Origin of the sequence: Yersinia alsatica, assembly GCF_902170305.1 — a bacterium.
Classification (GTDB): domain Bacteria; phylum Pseudomonadota; class Gammaproteobacteria; order Enterobacterales; family Enterobacteriaceae; genus Yersinia; species Yersinia alsatica.
Genome location: NZ_CABHWW010000005.1, coordinates 1 through 17,092, shown reverse-complemented (window position 1 = coordinate 17,092; position 17,092 = coordinate 1). Strand labels below are relative to the sequence as shown.

Genomic DNA, 17,092 nt, shown 5'->3' with positions numbered 1-17,092 from the left:
GAGTCACGGAGTAATTTTTAATTAAAAGGATATTATTATGACAGTTACTATCAAATATTATGGCAATTATGCTAATGAGTCCATCTCTTCTGCCAGCCAGCAATGGGCTACCGAGAATGGTGATATAACCACATCAAGTGCCAAACAATATGGAAGTTTCGCTGGAGGAGATACTTTTAATGGTACTCAATATGCAGTATCCAGTTCCCATGGCGCAGATAAGGCGATGATTGTGGAAGGGGAATTAAAATACTCCTTTATGCCACAACATACTTTCTCCGGGAAAATGGACAGTTTGGTATTGGGTGATAAATTGGAGAATAATACTGATGGTATAGGTAAGCAGCTTGCAGATCCCCACTTGAAATTCAGTGGGTTAGACATTACTGGTGAATTTGATCCCAGCAAAACTAAAGAAGAGAACCAACAAGGCGAGATGCATAAAGCCACCTACGGCTTTATGCGCGGCGATGCCACGCCATTCCTCGATATCCTCAAAGCCAAAGGGATTGATGTAGATACCCCGCTTAAAGATATGGCTATCGCTAGCCAGTTTGATGCTAGCAGTGATGTTATGGCTGACGCACCTATCATTGATACTATCGGCTCATATGACGGTGCCGAAATATTAATGGCCGCTTAATGTCAGAGATTAAATAATAATGCTTTGGTTATATAAATGAAATATCACCACCGCCTTTCCTCTGGTTGCTCTAGTTTGTTTTACTGGCGGTGGTTCCAAATGATTTATTATTTCTCCTGAGAATAGATATAACCCAACGCTGAATTATATATTAATAGACAATCAGAAGGATACTATTATGGTAGTTGAAATAAGATATCAAGCGGGAATTGAAAATGAATCTATATCTTCCTACACGCATAAATGGACGGCTAATTTTGGCGATATGATACAATCGATGTCCAATGATTCAAGTGATGATTATTTTTTTCAAACCGGAGTATATAATGCCGAAGGATCTGGTGATGTATACGCATTTGTAAAAGAGAGTGAACAGCCGGGAAGTGTTAATGTCGCCATGGTGACGGGATATAAAACAAAAATTGAAGTAGGGAGTGATTTTGATCAACACCTAATTCCCGGTATAAGTGGGAGTTTGGCATTTGGCGATAAAATTATACCTATTCCTCAGGGTGAGTTAGATAACTCGCCGGGCGGGGATAAAATATATTTCCAGCTTCATAACACCCAGTTATCATTTAATGGGTTAGATAATACCGATGATATTGAATATTCGTTCTATATGTTTTTTCATTCGCAGACACATCCTCATTGCCCGAGTGGGAAATCTCTTGGGGTATATAGTTTACTAAGGGGGGATGCAGAGCCCATATTAGCGAAATTAAAAGCCCAAGGAGTTGATGTGGATACACCACTTAAAGATATGGCTATAGCTAATCAGTTTTATGTCGCCCCGGTTAACTCTCCTGTGATTGATACTGTTGGTGTTACTGAGGGAAGCGAAGCATTACTCGCTGCTTAATAAATGGCATCAGAAAATAATTTTGGGGCTGAATAAAAAATACCCTCGCCATTCTTTTCGATAACTTATATTTCAGTATTGATGTTGGGTGCAATAAGCATTGCGTCGAGAAACAGAAGAATATCCACTCAGATGATAACGCTGCTTTCAGCATGGAAATGGATGCCATGAAATCATATAAAATACCCAAAGTTATCCCAGCCTCATTCACTATCCTCTCCGTGCTAGCTGAGCATAAAAAAAGCCTTTGGGGTTTAGGTCTATTTACTGCGGTAATCAATTTGCTGATGCTAGCTCCTGCCATTTATATGCTGCAAGTCTATGATCGCGTTCTGGCTTCTGCGAATACCATGACATTATTGATGCTCACTATTCTGGTGCTGGGCATATTTGTATTTATTGGCCTATTAGAGTGGGTGCGCAGTGCGATTGTGATCCGTTTAGGCACTCGCATTGATATGCAACTTAATCAACGGGTGTTTAATGCTGCATTTGCCTCCCAACTTAAAGGTCATAAAACCTCGGCGGCTCAAGCATTAAATGACCTCACTTCCTTGCGCCAGTTTGCTACGGGCAATGCCTTATTTGCTTTTTTTGATGCCCCTTGGTTCCCTCTCTATTTATTGGTGATTTTTATACTCCATCCTTGGTTAGGTGCACTGGCGACAGTGGGGGCTTGTGTATTGATTTTCCTGGCTTGGCTGAACCAGTGGGTATGTAAAAAACCATTGAAAGAAGCATCAACCGTCACATCACAAGCCACGCAACAGGCTAATGCGAATTTACGTAACGCCGATGCTATCGAAGCGATGGGCATGCTAACTGCATTACGCGAGCGCTGGCTAGAGCAGCATTCACACTTCCTCTATCAGCAAAATATCGCCAGTGACAAAAGTAGTCAGGTTACCGCGGTATCCAAATCTAGCCGCCAAGCCTTGCAATCAATGATGTTAGGTCTGGGGGCATTACTGGTTATTGACGGTGCAATTACCGCGGGAGTGATGATCGCCGGCTCAATTTTAATTGGTCGAGTATTGGGCCCAATTGATCAAATCATTGCAGTTTGGAAACAGTGGAGCCATGCACGGCTGTCTTATCAGCGCCTGACATCTTTATTAGCTCAGCACCCCCCAATACAGACCGGGATGGCGTTATCTGCCCCAACGGGGAAACTCAGTGTGACGCAGCTTACCGTCTGCAAACCGGGTACCCATATTCCCGTCTTATCTTCCATCAATTTTGAATTGCAGCCCGGTGATGTATTGGGCGTTTTAGGCCCATCAGGCAGTGGAAAGTCTACCTTGGCACAGCTGTTGGTGGCGTGTAAACCGGCGCTTAGTGGCTCGGTGCGGTTAGATAGCGCGGATCTCTCCCAATGGGATAAAACCCGCTTGGGGGCATTTATTGGTTATTTGCCACAAGATATTCAGCTATTCCGTGGCTCAATTGCTGAAAATATTGCGCGTTTTGGCCCGATCGATTCGGCAAAAGTGACGGCGGCGGCGCAGATGGCCGGAGTACACGACTTAATCCTGTATATGCCACAAGGCTACGATACCCAGCTTGGGGATGAAGGAGCTGAATTATCTGGCGGACAGCGTCAGCGTATTGCTCTGGCACGGGCTATGTATGGAGTGCCACGACTGATTGTGCTGGATGAACCGAATGCCAGTTTAGATAAAGAAGGTGAAAAAGCCTTACTCGAAAGCATCATTCGGCTCAAACAGCAGGGCTGCACCATAGTGATGATTACGCATAAGCCCGAACTCTTGTCAGGGAGCGACTATTTATTGTTCCTCAATAATGGGCGGATGGAATGGTTTGATCGCACGCAGACCGTTTTACAAAACATTAAGGGCCAGGATAAATCGACGGTTAATGCTGAAATGAAAACAGCGAACAATAAAAAACCTTGGGGGAGTGGGCCGCAATATGGCGTGGCTCAAATTCGCACGGCATCACAAAAATAGTGGCATTAACTAATACACCCATGGATGGAGAGATAACAGATGTCATCTGAATCAGATGGTTACCCAATAAAGAATATAAACCATCAACTGCAAAAACCACCGCAATTACAGACCAACAGTGGGCGCTATCTTAGCCTTGGCGGATTATTGGTTTTAGGGGGCTTCATTGGTTCTCTGCTTTGGGCCGGGTTAGCCCCTTTGGACAAAGGGATTGCCGTTATCGGGCATATTGTGGTTGCTGAAAACCGTAAAGTTATCCAACCATTACAAGGCGGGCGCATCCAGCAATTACATATTGCTGAAGGTGATGAAGTTATCGAAGGGCAATTGCTTATTACCTTGGATGATACCGCGATACGCAGCCACCGGGATAATCTCCAGCAGCAGTATTTGAATGCCCTTGCTCAGGAATCCCGTTTGACGGCTGAGCAACATGGCCTGCCTACCATTATTTTCCCATCGGAATTACTCCAGCACCCCGAAAAGCCTTTGGCTGAGCGAAATATTGCTTTGCAACAACAGCTTTTTCAGCATCGTCGGCAAGCCCAGTTGAGTGAGGTTGCCCGGTTATCCGCGCAAATAACCCGCCACGAGAGCCGGTTGGATGGGCTACAAACGATTCGGGGCCATAACCAGCGCCAATTTGACTTGTTCCAACGGCAATTACAGGGGGTACAGCTATTGGCGAAAAATGGCCATGCATCCCAAAGCCAGCTACTGGATATGGAGCGCCAGTCAATCTCACTGCGTGCCAATATAGAGGCAAATTCCAGTGATATCTTGGAGTTACATAAGCAGATTAGCGAAATAGAACAGCATATTTTACAACGACGTGAACAGTTTAAAAGTGAGAATCGTGAACAGTTAGCTAAAGCGCAACATACTACTCAGGAGTTGGCCCAGCGTTTGGCGGTCGCAGAGTATGAATTGAATAATACCCGCATTTTCGCGCCAGTGAGTGGCTCGGTGATTGCACTGGCTCAACACACTATTGGGGGGGTTGTGAGCACCGGGCAAACCATCATGGAGCTGGTGCCCAATGGCCAAGCACTCTTGGCTGAAGCGCAACTTCCAGTCTCATTAATTGATAAGGTCACGGTTGGGCTACCGGTTGATCTCAATTTCTCCGCTTTTAATCAAAGTAATACCCCGAGATTACAAGGCTCTGTATTACGGATCGGCGCTGACCGCATACAGCATCCACATACTCTAGAACCTTACTATCCCTTAACTGTGGCACTCGACAATACACAAAATCAATTGGCAATCCGGCCCGGTATGTCAGTTGATATTTTTATCCGCACCGGGGAACGCTCGTTACTTAATTATCTGTTTAAACCCCTCACTGACCGCTTGTATGTCGCCTTCGCAGAAGAATAGTCATGTTGAGTTAACTCATTAAAAATAAAGGAATACAGTGAATTAATTCATGAAAAAACAACAAAATAAGGGTGCAGTGATGCTGTGGTGGGGCAGTGCCTTACTCACGGGCGGTTTCCATCTTTATCTCATTTGGTTGCTGAGTACCACATTTGTACCCATTGATAATACCAATGGCTCTCCTATCGCCATTATGGTCGTATTGTCGGCCGAGTCAGAATTTACTCCCATTTTGGAGCAAAAACCGGCGGTGGGTATTACCCAAGCTTTCAACGAACCGATGGCAGAGCAGTTTGAAGCTCAGCCAGAGGAAGTTAATGATTTCATTACGTTACCGGAGCTACCTAATGCTTCATTGATTGTTGAAAAAAAAGTAGTCGCCACTAAAAAGCAGCCAGCTAAAGTCAAACCGTTGCAATCGAAGGTAAGGGAGCCGCGCCAAGCCGTCATTGAGTCCATGCCAGATAATCACAGCCACTCAACACCTCCGGCGGCAGCCACTAGCACCCCCTTGTCTGGGGAGAGTCACCAAGTTGCTGCAGCTGCTAATAGTGATTCATTACATATTCAAAATCTAAAAATGAACTGGAGAGGCCGTTTACAGGGGCATCTGGCAAAATTTAAGCGCTACCCATTTGATGCCAGAAAAAAACGTCAGGAAGGCACCGCCACGATTCGTTTTGTGGTTAATCAGGATGGATATGTGTTGTCAGCTAAGCTGATTAATAGCAGTGGAGTCAGTATTTTAGATGCGGAGGCTCTGGCGGCGATTAAACGCGCCCAACCATTGCCCAAGCCGCCCGCAGAGCTTATCCCTCAGGGGCAGATAACATTAACTCTACCTGTTGGCTTTAATATTAAAAGTAAGCGTCATTGATAGCGGCTACAGACTAATAGGGTGGATGAATATTTCACCCTATTAGTTTTATGCCGACGGTTTATTCAGACCGCCAATCGAGCACATAGATAACGGTTTAGACTGACCCCTTCTTCCGAGGCACTAATCGCCAGACGACGATGCTGATCCGGTGGCATGCGCAGCACCAACTTCCCGCTATAGTGCTTTTCTGCCAACGGGACCGGCGGGGTTTCACCATGAGTTTGCATATCATTCAAGATATCTGCCACGAGCGCGGTGATCCCGGTCAGGGCTTCAACACGCGATCCTGCCAGCCACGATAAACTGGGGAACTCCGCACATAAGCCAACAAATTCTGCATCTTCTGCTGACCAAGTAATACGGTAAGTATAATGTTCAATATTAACCATGAGCTATATCCTCAAGTTTAGCCAAAGCAGCAATGACCTGTTTTACTTGGTAAAACTTAGCCATTCCGCTGCTGTCCTTTTGAATGTTGATCCGCGGGTCACCTTGCCTAGGGGTGCTGTAAACATGATGGCTGCTGGAGTAATGTCTGGGAAAGCCAAAATAGAAATTACAAATTTTGACTAACTCACGGAATTTGACCCCTGTAGGATTGGTTTTCATTCGTGCAACCCGACTGTCCATGTCTTTCATAATGCCGCCATTTTAGTATCATTATTGATATCACATCAAGAGTAATTCTTGAGCTGGTAAGGGTGCTTAGTGCGGTGGGTATTGGCAGACAGTGAACATTGCTGGCTTATTTGCCAAGTGAGGCGATGAAATCTGTGGAAGTGGCACGCAAAAATAGCAGATAAAAAAACCGGGCATAAAGCCCGGCTTAATCAATGAGAAACGAGGAGCGAGAGCTATTATTCACCCGGGCAGCGCAGACAGCGCTCAGCCTCGTCGGTACCCAATCTCAATTTAGACTGCAAGTCACGCAGGGCAGTACGCAAACCTTCCTCGATGACTGGGTGATAGAATGGCATATCCAGCATCTGGTCGATGGTCATTTGCTGCTGATGTGCCCAAGCTAATAGGTGCGCAATATGTTCAGCACTTGGCCCCATCATCTCGGCACCGAGGAAACGTCCGGTACCTTGCTCACCGTAAACTCTTAAGATACCTTTATTTTTCAGCATCACACGTGAACGGCCCTGATTCTCAAAAGAGACTTCACCGATTTCAAAACAACCGCATGCACTGAATTTCTGTGACAATTCGCGGAAGGTGGAGCCCACCATGGCGATTTGCGGATCGGAGAAAACCACTGAAATCGGGCTGCGACGTAAACCGGGCACCACTTCAGGGAATCCGCCAGCATTCACACCAGCAATACGAGCCTGATCACTGGCTTCATGCAGTAATGGCAACTGGTTACTGGCGTCACCGGCGATAAAGATATGTGGCACGCTGGTTTGCATCGTCAGCCGATCGGCTGATGGAACACCGCGCTCGTCAAGCACGAGGGAGGTATTTTCCAGACCCAATTTATCGACATTAGGGCGACGGCCTGTGGCGGCTAAAACATAATCCACCATGATTTCTTGTGGTTTACCGGCCTCATCCAGATAACGAATAAAGACCTTATCCCCTTCACGCTGCATCACTTCAACTTTCACATCGGGATTCAGATAGAACTCTTCACCCAATGTTTTCGCGGCGTAGCTGCGCACAATGCTGTCCGTCAGTGGGCCAACACCACCCCCGACACCAAACATTTTGACCTGAACACCAAGTCGGTGCAGCGCCTGACCAAGCTCTAGCCCGATAACACCAGGGCCAAACACCGCCACAGATTCTGGTAAATCGTCCCAGTTGAAAACATCATCATTAACAATCAGCCTATCACCCAGTTCATTCCAAGGCGCAGGCCAGGTTGGACGAGAACCGGTCGCAATAACAATGCGTTGCGCGACAATGCGAGTGTGATCATCAACTTGCAGGGTATTGTCATCAATAAAACGTGCATAACCCTGAATTTTATCTGCGGCTGGAATGTTATCTACGCCTTCCAAAACAAAGCCAACAAAACGGTCACGTTCGCGCTTAACGCGGTCCATGACTTCACGGCCATTAATGAGAATTTCACCTTGCAGGTGGATACCAAATCCGGGGGCTTTTTCAATCTGATGCACAGCTTCAGCCGCCGCAATCAGCAGTTTGGATGGCATGCAACCGACGCGAGCACAGGTGGTACCGTATTCGCCACCTTCAATCATCACCACACTTGGGGTCGATAGTTTGGCAGCGCGATAAGCGCCAAGCCCGGCAGTACCGCCGCCAATCACGGCGACATCAACGTTTAAGGTTTTCATGTCTGCTCCTAACAGAAAAAAAGGGTAGGCCGGAGCCTACCAAGTTACTTCACGTTATCGTCGTTTTTATTGATGCACATATTTATTCATGTCATTAGGCAGACAAATAATTCTCTAAATCATCACTACCGCCAATGTGACGGCCACCAATAAACACTTGTGGCACAGTCCCACGGCCTGTTACTGCACGCAGACTGACGGTGGTTGCGTCTTTGCCCAGTACGATTTCTTCATACTGAATACCGCGATCTTGCAGCATCTGTTTTGCTTTGGCGCAGAACGGACAACCCGGTTTGGTAAAGACAGAAACCGATTCTTGTACTTTAAAATCAGGGGCCAGATATTTCAGCATGGTATCGGCGTCAGAAACTTCAAACGGGTCACCTGGTTTGTTTGGCTCAACAAACATTTTTTCGACCACGCCGTTACGTACCAGCATGGAGTAACGCCATGAACGAGGACCAAAGCCCAGATCAGCTTTCTCTACCAACATATCCATGGCTTTGGTGAATTCACCGTTACCATCTGGAATGAAAGTAATATTTTCGGCATGCTGATCAGCTTTCCAAGCGTTCATGACGAAGGTGTCATTAACTGACACACAGAGAATGCTATCAACACCCTGTTGTTTGAACACTCCAGTCAATTCGTTATAACGTGGCAGGTGGCTGGAAGAACAGGTCGGGGTAAAGGCACCCGGCAGTGAAAATACAATCACAGTTTTGTTGTTGAACAATTCGTCGGTAGTTACATCAACCCACTGGTCGCCCTGACGGGTATGGAAAGTCACCTGTGGGATTTTTTTACCTTCTTGGTTAGTAAACATCTGTAACTCCTTAATTAAAAAATAAAATATTTAAATTTTTCTGAGTATCTTTTCGTTGGGACACATTATTCATTTTATCACTTGATAGTTCTAATCACTGGTTGCTATCTTATCTATCGTCAATGACTATCATAAAGCGGAGCACCGATGAATATTCGTGATTTAGAATACCTAGTGGCGCTGGCTGAATTCAGGCACTTCAGGCGCGCCGCCGACTCTTGTCATGTCAGCCAACCCACATTAAGTGGTCAGATTCGTAAATTAGAAGATGAGTTGGGCGTGATGTTATTGGAGCGCACCAGCCGGAAAGTTCTGTTTACGCAAGCTGGGCTATTGCTGGTGGAACAGGCCAGAACAGTATTGCGAGAAGTGAAAGTCCTTAAAGAGATGGCCAGTTTGCAGGGCGAGAGTATGTCTGGCCCGCTGCATATCGGGCTTATTCCTACGGTTGGGCCTTATTTATTGCCGCAAATCATTCCTATGCTGCATCAGACATTCCCAAAACTGGAAATGTACCTGCATGAAGCGCAGACCCAAAATCTTTTGGCTCAATTGGATAGTGGCAAACTCGACTGCGCCATTCTGGCACTGGTCAAAGAGACTGAGGCTTTTATTGAAGTTCCGCTGTTTGACGAGCCGATGCAACTGGCGATTTATAGCGACCATCCATGGGCTTCGCGTGAAAAAGTGCAAATGCACGAACTGGCTGGTGAGAAATTGCTGATGCTGGAAGATGGCCACTGTTTACGTGATCAAGCGATGGGTTTTTGCTTCCAGGCCGGTGCTGAGGAAGACACGCATTTCCGTGCCACCAGTTTAGAAACACTGCGCAACATGGTTGCCGCAGGTAGCGGTATCACGCTATTGCCTTCACTGGCCGTGCCGAACGAAAGAAATCGTGATGGCGTTTGCTATCTGGAATGCTACAAGCCGGTACCTAAGCGCACCATTGCTTTGGTGTATCGCCCCGGTTCCCCATTGCGTGGCCGCTATGAGCAACTCGCCGAGGCGATACGTGAGCACATGCAACCACGCATGAGCGCAGAAGTGATAAACGAAAAGTCAGAACAGGCGGTTTAAACCATTGAGCGCCGCCACACGATAGGCTTCCGCCATGGTTGGGTAGTTGAAGGTAGTATTAACGAAATATTCGATAGTATTGCCTTCACCTTTCTGTTCCATGATGGCTTGCCCAATGTGGATAATTTCAGCCGCACGTTCGCCAAAGCAATGAATGCCCAAGATTTGTTTGGTTTCCCGATGGAACAGGATTTTTAAACTACCGGTATCCATCCCAACGATTTGTGCGCGGGCGAGGTGCTTAAACTGGGCCCGACCCACTTCGTAAGGGACTTTCATCGCGGTCAGATCCTGTTCGGTTTTACCGACAGAACTGATTTCCGGAATGGTATAAATGCCGGTCGGGATATCTTCAATCAGATGAACTTGCGCTTCGCCTTTTATCATCGCTTGCGCGGCAATTCGCCCCTGATCATAGGCCGCAGAGGCCAAACTCGGGTAACCAATCACATCACCAACCGCATACACATGGGGCAGTGCTGTCTGATACATACTGTTGACCTTCAACAGGCCACGGCTATCTGCTTCCAGCCCAATATTTTCCAGCCCTAATTCACTGGTATTACCGGTGCGGCCATTGGCATACAACAAACAGTCTGCTTTGACTTTTTTGCCTGATTTCAGATGTACGATGACGCCGTCAACGGTTCCTTCAATTTGCTCAAACTCTTCGTTGTGGCGGATAACCACGCCGTTATTCCAGAAGTGATAAGAGAGGGCATCGGACATTTCCTGATCAAGGAAAGCCAGCAGCCTATCGCGGGTATTGATCAAATCCACTTTGACACTCAACCCACGGAAAATTGAGGCATATTCACAACCAATAACCCCAGCACCATAGATAATAACGTGCTGTGGTTCGTGGCTGAGTTGCAAAATGGTATCACTGTCGTAAATTCGTTCGTGGTTAAAATCAACGTTTGCCGGGCGATAGGGGCGTGAGCCGGTGGCAATGACGATGTTATCAGCCTGCAATGTATCGCTGGTACCATCGGCATAACGCACATTGATAGTATGAGCATCAATGAAGCTGGCATCGCCGGAAAACATCTGGCAGTGATTGCGATCGTAAAAGCCTTGGCGCATGCGAGTCTGCTGATTAATAACGCGATCCGCATGGTTTAAGATATCAGCAAAAGAAGAGCTGATGGTTCTGGCATTGTCGCTATAGAGTGGGTTTTGATTGAACTCGATAATACGGCTAACGGCGTGGCGCAAAGCTTTGGATGGGATGGTGCCCCAATGGGTACATCCACCGCCCACATTATTGTACCGTTCAATGACGGCAACGCGGGCACCTTGCTTGACCAACCCCATAGCGGCACCTTCACCGCCAGGACCCGAGCCAATAACTATGGCATCAAAATGGAAGTGCTGTTGCATGTAGGAGAGACCTATTATTATACAAAATTACAACGGTACATTAACATCATCCCAAGTATAACCCAATAAACAATGGGTAAATCACCGTGATGTGTGCTGTAAAGCGGCAATTCCGTATTGGGATGATACGTTTGTATAACGGTTGTTACTATAAAGTTTGGTATATTGCTGACTATATGTCTTAGATTGAGAAATTGGATATCCCTTGGGTACGATTATGGGCGTCAGAGCACAACAAAAAGAGCGGACTCGTCGTTCCCTTATCGAAGCGGCGTTCAGCCAACTGAGTGCTGAGCGGAGTTTTGCCAGCCTGAGTTTGCGGGAAGTCTCCCGTGAAGCAGGTATCGCACCGACTTCTTTTTACCGGCATTTCCGTGATGTAGACGAGCTTGGCCTCACTATGGTTGATGAAAGCGGCCTGATGCTGCGCCAACTTATGCGCCAGGCACGTCAGCGGATTGCCAAGGGCGGCAGTGTTATCCGCACATCTGTCTCTACATTTATGGAATTTATCGGCAATAATCCGAATGCTTTCCGCTTATTGCTGCGGGAGCGCTCCGGGACTTCTGCTGCATTCCGTGCTGCAGTGGCGCGCGAAATTCAGCATTTTATTGCTGAGCTGGCCGACTACCTAGAGCTGGAAAATCACATGCCACGTAGCTTCACCGAAGCTCAAGCTGAGGCCATGGTCACAATTGTCTTCAGTGCCGGTGCAGAAGTGCTGGACGTGGATATTGAACAGCGGCGACAGTTAGAAGAACGCTTGGTCTTACAACTGCGGATGATCTCCAAGGGTGCCTATTATTGGTATCGTCGCGAGCAGGAAAAGCTCGCAGTGTCCCGCGCTTAATAAGGTAAGGAAAATGATGGAACAATCCCGCCGTGAAACCGGCACCCTACTGTTGGCATTGATTACTGGTTTGGCAATAAATGGTTCATTTAATGCGATATTCAGCTCATTTGTGCCTTTTTCAGTCTTTCCGCTACTGACACTTATTTTGGCGGTCTATTGCTTGCACCAGCGCTATCTCAATTTTGCCATGCCACAAGGTCTGCCAGTGCTGGCTTCAGCATGTTTCTTACTCGGCATTTTATTGTATAGCGCGATTGTACGTGTTGAGCATCCGGTGATTGGTTCCAATTTCGTTCCCTCTATCCTGAGTGTGGTGCTGGTGTTCTGGATTTTATTCAAGCTGAAAACCCGCAAATCAGCACAGACAGAAATTGATACCGATACTGACTCAGATAGTGATAACCAGCAGCCGCAATAACTGTCGGCCGTCAATTTTCGCGACAGCAGATTGAGTGAGTTTGGCAATGAAATAGTAAGGGCAACATGGCGTTGCCCTTTTATTTGCCTATAGTTTTTGCGGGTTGTTAGTCTCGTTTTTCCAGTAAAACCCCACACTCCATATGATGGGTATAAGGGAACTGATCAAATAGCGCTAACCGGCTGATTTTATGGGTGTGCTGCAGTTGTTCAAGATTGGCGCACAGTGTCTCTGGGTTACAAGAGATATAAAGGATGCGCGGGTAATCTTGTACCAGTTTGACGGTTTCGTCATCCAGCCCACTGCGCGGCGGATCAACGAAAATGGTCTCACAGTTATAACTGCTCAAATCAATGCCTTTCAGGCGGTTAAACTCACGCACACCTTGCATTGCCTGAGTAAACTCTTCCGCGGACATCCGAATAATTTGCACATTATCGATATTGTTCGCGGCAATATTGTATTGCGCGGCCGCCACTGACGGCTTGGCAATTTCTGTTGCCAGCACACGGTCGAAATTGCGTGCTAATGCCAGTGAGAAATTACCATTGCCACAGTACAGCTCCAGCAAATCACCGCTGGCATGTTGGGTGACATCAATGGCCCATTCCAGCATATGAATATTCACCGCAGCATTAGGTTGGGTAAAACTATTCTCAACCTGACGATAAATCATCTCACGACCGGCGACGGGCAACACTTCATCAATATAGTCGTGGTCCAGCATGATTTTAGTTTTTGATGCCCGGCCAATCAGTTGCAGATCAAAACCTTGCTCGCGCAGCTGATCACGTAGCTCCAGCGCTTTCTGCTGCCACTCTTCATCCAATTGGCGATGGTACAGCAAAGATGCAATCAGTTTGCCGCTCAAGGTAGATAAGTAATCAATCTGGAATAGCTTACGGCGCAAAATAGGCTCGGCCCTGATGGCGGCCATCAATGCGCTCATCAGACGATTAATTAACACACTGGCGACTGGGAATTGTTCAACCCGAATTCGCTGCTTAGTCTGTTGATCAAACATGATGTGGTACAGGTCGTCTTCATCATGCCAAACACGAAACTCGGCTCTCATGCGGTAATGTTCAACTGGAGAGCGGAATATTTCGGGGGCGGGGGCCTGAAACGGCGACATCATCGCCTGAAGACGGGCCGATTTTTCCGCCAGTTGGTGGTCATAGCCGTCAGTCGGCAGGATGTCGGGAGTCATGTTTCTTCTCGTCTGGACATTATAAAAGAGGTTTATTCCTGCGGATTGTAGGGAAAGTGGAAGTGATGTCCAGTTTTGTCGTGTTTATCCCCTTCCTGCACCATGAAATTTATTGGCGATATCCCTCGTTACAAGAGTAGAAGTCTAGACATCCATTTTACTTGATCGTAGCATTGCGGTCCGGCCTCATGCTGTTACTTAAACACCTAAGAGTTAAAAGGGAATCCGGTGTAAATCCGGAGCTGACGCGCAGCGGTAAGGGGAAGTCACGGCGATAGGTTTCATCCAGACACTGTCCATAAGGACGGGAAGTCATCGCCCGCTCTGTTTCATGTTATTTATTCATCTCAGTATTATTTACTGCGGTAATTAAAGTCGATATCAGAGATCCCAAGCCCGAAGACCTGCCGGTATACGTCGCAATATTCGTGGTCGTCGCGTACTACCGGCCATGGCACTGCGGCATCCGCTATTTGAGTTTGGATGCTTTTCTAATGACAATTAAAAAATATACGCTGCTCACAGCCCTTTCTGTGACGGCATTTTCTGGATGGGCGCAGGACAACACCACCACAGGTAATAAAGATGAAATGGTTGTTACCGCCAGCCGTTTCAAACAACCGGTTTCCACGGTATTGGCGCCGACCGATGTCGTCACCCGTGATGATATCGACCGCTGGCAGGCAAAAAGCCTCAATGAAGTTATGCGCCGGTTGCCTGGCGTGGATATCGCCCAAAACGGGGGATTAGGTCAGGGTTCTTCTATGTACATCCGTGGTACTGAAGCTCGGCATGTACTGGTATTGATTGATGGCATTCCTCTGGCCCGCACCGGTATCGTCAACAGCGTCGACTTCAATCAGATTCCTATCTCTTTAGTGCAGCGAGTTGAATATATTCGTGGGCCGCGTTCTGCCGTCTATGGTTCTGGGGCGATTGGTGGCGTTATTAACGTGATTACCCAAACTGACCAAGAAGGTGCACAGATTAATGCTGGCGTCGGTTCTAAAGGCTACCAGCAATATGATGGCAGTGTTCGCCAACGTTTTGGTGATACTTTGGCGACGCTGGCGGGTGGGTATCAAACCACTAACGGCTATAACATCAAACCTAACTCGCCAAACCCTATTGATAGTGATCGGGACGGTTTTCGTAATAAAAATTTCTGGGCCGGTCTGGAACATCAATTCAACCAAGAGATATCCGGCTTTGTTAGAGGATATGGCTACACCAATAACACGGATTATGATGTGGGCAGCCTCTCTTCTCCGGCCTACAGCGGCGATGAAGAGCGACTTTATAATCATACTTATGATGCCGGGCTACGTTATGTGTCGGGAGCCTACTCTTCCCAATTAATCGGTAGCTATCAGAAATATAAAGACTATAACTTCAGTAGCCAGTATGGCCGCTATGGAGTTGCTACCACGCTGGACAATATGGATCAGCGCAATGTGCAATGGGGCAACACCTACAGTTTTGAAAGTGCGACGCTGAGCGCAGGGGTGGATTGGCAACAACAGCGCCTAACCTCATCTAGCCAGACTATCTCCGACACCTATAAGCGGGATAACACCGGTTTATATCTGAGCGGCCAGCAAAAGCTCGGCAATGTGACATTAGAAGCTTCTGGCCGTGAAGATAAAGATGAGCAATTTGGCTGGCACGAAACGTGGCAAACAGCCGCGGGCTGGGAGTTTGTTCCTGACTACCGTGTGACAGTATCTTACGGCACTGGCTTCCTGGCCCCTTCATTGGGTCAGCAATATGGTTCGCAGCGCTTCGATATTATGTCAAACAGTGATCTGAAACCGGAAGAGTCGCGCCAATGGGAAGCCGGTCTGGAAGGGCTGACAGGGCCAGTTGACTGGCGTTTGTCTGCTTACCACAACAAAATTGAAAATCTGATTGATTACACTTCTGACCCAGTGACGTATAAAGGGCAATATTACAATGTGAATTCTGCCACTATAAAAGGTGTTGAATTGACCGGAAACTTTGATACCGGGATGTTTAACCACCAGATCACGTTGCAATACATTGACCCACGTAATGACCTAAATAATGAAGTGTTAGCTCGCCGCTCTAAACAGCAGGCCAAGTATCAGTTGGATTGGACAATGTTCAATGTTGATATGGACGTTTCTTACCAGTATTACAGCAAACGCTACGACAATAGCACCTCGATGTATAACTCGACTCAGCGTGAATTATCGAGTTACAGCACAGTCGACGTCTCTGCTGCTTATCCGGTTACTTCTCATCTAACAGTTCGTGGTAGAATTGCTAACCTGTTCGATAAAGAATACGAAACGGCTTATGGCTATAAAACCGCTGGACGAGAGTATTACCTCACAGGAAGTTATAACTTCTAAGGCTGATTCTTCTCCTCGCCCGACAGCGCTGATTTTTGATTCAGGTGTTGGCGGGCTATCTGTTTATCAAGAGATTCGGCAGCTGTTGCCGGATCTCCACTATATATATGCTTTCGACAACGTCGCTTTCCCTTATGGGGAGAAGTCAGGCGAGTTTATTGTTGAGCGCGTTCTGGAAATTGTCACGGCAGTGCAGCAGCGCCATCCATTAGCAATAGTGGTTATCGCCTGTAACACCGCCAGCACCGTCTCCCTTCCTGCATTGCGTGAACGTTTTGCGTTCCCGGTCGTTGGTGTTGTTCCCGCTATCAAACCTGCAGTGCGGCTAACCCGTAATGGTGTTGTTGGCCTACTGGCCACACGCGGCACGGTTCATGCTTCTTATACCCTGGATTTGATTAAACGCTTTGCCACTGATTGCAAAATTGAGTTACTGGGTTCCTCTGAGCTGGTGGAGCTAGCAGAAAGTAAGTTGCATGGTGGCGTGGTTGCGGCGGAAGCATTAAAGAAAATCCTTCATCCGTGGCTAATGATGCGTGAACCGCCAGATACCATTGTCTTGGGCTGCACGCATTTCCCTCTATTAGCTGAAGAGTTGGCGCAAGTGTTGCCGGAAGGGACGCGCATGGTCGATTCCGGGGCTGCAATTGCGCGTCGGACGGCTTGGCTTATCTCTTCGCAGGAAAATATCATTTCTTCTACGGATGAGAACATTGCATATTGCATGGCGCTGAACGCAGACACTGATGCTTTATTGCCCGTTTTGCAGGGTTATGGCTTCCCAACACTGGAAAAACTGTCAATTTAGCAGCGTTTTGACTAAAGATTCAGCGGTTGAAAAGTTTTTTCAAATTAGGGGTTGCAGGCTGTCAGGAACTCCCTATAATGCGCCTCCACTGACCGGGA

The 17,092-nt window shown here is 47.2% G+C and carries 16 protein-coding genes and 1 riboswitch; of the genes, 10 read left to right on the top strand and 6 right to left on the bottom strand.

The annotated features are described in order from the left end of the window. Nucleotides 1-37 precede the first annotated feature (37 nt). From FTA96_RS00945 to FTA96_RS00925, 5 genes are all read left to right on the top strand, one after another. The gene (locus FTA96_RS00945; protein WP_050152121.1) at nt 38-643 is read left to right on the top strand and encodes a heme acquisition protein HasA; all 606 of its coding nucleotides are present in this window, start codon (nt 38-40) and stop codon (nt 641-643) included. Between the two features lie 178 nt (nt 644-821). Next, nucleotides 822-1,505, top strand: a complete 684-nt coding sequence (locus FTA96_RS00940) for a heme acquisition protein HasA (protein WP_145573019.1) — start codon at nt 822-824, stop codon at nt 1,503-1,505. A gap of 152 nt (nt 1,506-1,657) precedes the next feature. Beyond that, nucleotides 1,658-3,475, top strand: a complete 1,818-nt coding sequence (locus tag FTA96_RS00935) for a type I secretion system permease/ATPase (RefSeq protein ID WP_391592616.1) — start codon at nt 1,658-1,660, stop codon at nt 3,473-3,475. 39 nt (nt 3,476-3,514) lie between these two features. Then, a complete protein-coding gene (locus FTA96_RS00930) occupies nt 3,515-4,855 on the top strand; it encodes an HlyD family type I secretion periplasmic adaptor subunit (RefSeq protein ID WP_186372836.1) in 1,341 nt (446 codons plus the stop codon). Nucleotides 4,856-4,904: 49 nt separating this feature from the next. Beyond that, the gene (locus FTA96_RS00925; protein WP_145509026.1) at nt 4,905-5,732 is read left to right on the top strand and encodes an energy transducer TonB family protein; all 828 of its coding nucleotides are present in this window, start codon (nt 4,905-4,907) and stop codon (nt 5,730-5,732) included. 65 nt (nt 5,733-5,797) lie between these two features. On the opposite strand, the gene FTA96_RS00920 is transcribed toward FTA96_RS00925, so the two are convergent. The 4 genes from FTA96_RS00920 to FTA96_RS00905 all read right to left on the bottom strand — a co-directional run bounded on the left by FTA96_RS00920 (nt 5,798) and on the right by FTA96_RS00905 (nt 8,867). Next, on the bottom strand, nt 5,798-6,124 hold the full coding sequence (locus FTA96_RS00920) for a type II toxin-antitoxin system HicB family antitoxin (protein WP_050111131.1): 327 nt from the start codon (nt 6,122-6,124) through the stop codon (nt 5,798-5,800). Next, complete coding sequence (locus FTA96_RS00915) at nt 6,117-6,374, bottom strand: toxin HicA (RefSeq protein WP_050147056.1); 258 nt, start codon at nt 6,372-6,374, stop codon at nt 6,117-6,119. The genes FTA96_RS00920 and FTA96_RS00915 overlap by 8 nt, the downstream gene beginning before the upstream one ends. A 218-nt stretch (nt 6,375-6,592) precedes the next feature. Beyond that, nucleotides 6,593-8,041: a dihydrolipoyl dehydrogenase gene (locus FTA96_RS00910; RefSeq protein WP_050135744.1), complete on the bottom strand. Its 1,449-nt coding sequence runs from the start codon at nt 8,039-8,041 to the stop codon at nt 6,593-6,595. Between the two features lie 94 nt (nt 8,042-8,135). Continuing rightward, nucleotides 8,136-8,867 (bottom strand): glutathione peroxidase, encoded by a 732-nt coding sequence (locus FTA96_RS00905; RefSeq protein ID WP_145573015.1) that lies wholly within the window; start codon nt 8,865-8,867, stop codon nt 8,136-8,138. 147 nt (nt 8,868-9,014) lie between these two features. Between FTA96_RS00905 and oxyR the strand changes: the two genes are divergently transcribed. Next, a complete protein-coding gene (gene oxyR, locus FTA96_RS00900; protein WP_050111134.1) occupies nt 9,015-9,947 on the top strand; it encodes a DNA-binding transcriptional regulator OxyR in 933 nt (310 codons plus the stop codon). Here the strand turns inward: oxyR and sthA are convergent. Beyond that, entirely contained in the window at nt 9,930-11,330 is a 1,401-nt protein-coding gene (gene sthA / locus FTA96_RS00895; protein ID WP_050135742.1) for a Si-specific NAD(P)(+) transhydrogenase, read from the bottom strand. The genes oxyR and sthA overlap by 18 nt on opposite strands. A gap of 217 nt (nt 11,331-11,547) precedes the next feature. Here sthA and fabR point away from each other — a divergent pair, with 217 nt between their 5' ends. Together fabR and FTA96_RS00885 are read left to right on the top strand one after the other, a co-directional pair. Continuing rightward, nucleotides 11,548-12,180 carry an HTH-type transcriptional repressor FabR gene (gene fabR, locus FTA96_RS00890; protein ID WP_049563486.1) on the top strand — a complete coding sequence of 211 codons (633 nt, stop codon included), beginning with the start codon at nt 11,548-11,550 and terminating at the stop codon, nt 12,178-12,180. A 13-nt stretch (nt 12,181-12,193) separates the two neighbouring features. Further along, the gene (locus tag FTA96_RS00885) at nt 12,194-12,601 is read left to right on the top strand and encodes a YijD family membrane protein (protein ID WP_050111137.1); all 408 of its coding nucleotides are present in this window, start codon (nt 12,194-12,196) and stop codon (nt 12,599-12,601) included. Nucleotides 12,602-12,707: 106 nt separating this feature from the next. Here FTA96_RS00885 and trmA read toward each other — a convergent pair whose 3' ends face one another. Then, nucleotides 12,708-13,811: a tRNA (uridine(54)-C5)-methyltransferase TrmA gene (gene trmA, locus FTA96_RS00880; protein WP_145573013.1), complete on the bottom strand. Its 1,104-nt coding sequence runs from the start codon at nt 13,809-13,811 to the stop codon at nt 12,708-12,710. 164 nt (nt 13,812-13,975) lie between these two features. After that, a riboswitch (cobalamin riboswitch) is annotated at nt 13,976-14,237 on the top strand. A 68-nt stretch (nt 14,238-14,305) separates the two neighbouring features. Here trmA and btuB point away from each other — a divergent pair. Both btuB and murI read left to right on the top strand, forming a co-directional pair. Then, nucleotides 14,306-16,186: a TonB-dependent vitamin B12 receptor BtuB gene (gene btuB, locus FTA96_RS00875; protein ID WP_145573011.1), complete on the top strand. Its 1,881-nt coding sequence runs from the start codon at nt 14,306-14,308 to the stop codon at nt 16,184-16,186. Continuing rightward, on the top strand, nt 16,131-16,994 hold the full coding sequence (murI, locus tag FTA96_RS00870) for a glutamate racemase (protein WP_050111142.1): 864 nt from the start codon (nt 16,131-16,133) through the stop codon (nt 16,992-16,994). The genes btuB and murI overlap by 56 nt, the downstream gene beginning before the upstream one ends. Nucleotides 16,995-17,092 lie beyond the last annotated feature (98 nt).